The organism is Enterobacter cloacae complex sp.6700776, from assembly GCF_048284255.1.
GTDB lineage: Bacteria > Pseudomonadota > Gammaproteobacteria > Enterobacterales > Enterobacteriaceae > Enterobacter > Enterobacter intestinihominis.
Map to the genome: position 1 here is coordinate 1 of NZ_JBLVYK010000280.1, position 272 is coordinate 272.

Genomic DNA, 272 nt, shown 5'->3' on the forward strand with positions numbered 1-272 from the left:
GATTCAACTAACGAACACCCTCCAATTAAGGCAGTATTTACAACTTCATCCTTTCCATTACATAAGTGTTGAGATACTTTTTTGTTTTTATTATTTTTTATTAAGCCAGTTGCATAAGCTGCGTAGATGTTTTTACCAGTAATATTTTCCATTAATGCAGATGTAGCGGCATCCTGTACCGCAATAGAAGGGATAAATCCAAACGAATCTCCTTTATGCATCGAGTATGCATTTGTAAAGAAAGGAATTAGCACAATACTGAACATTAATAC

The 272-nt window shown here is 33.8% G+C and carries 1 pseudogene; it reads right to left on the reverse strand.

The features are described from left to right. Positions 1-266: pseudogene (locus ACNQ0T_RS24250) on the reverse strand (hypothetical protein); the annotation flags it as partial. Positions 267-272 lie beyond the last annotated feature (6 nt).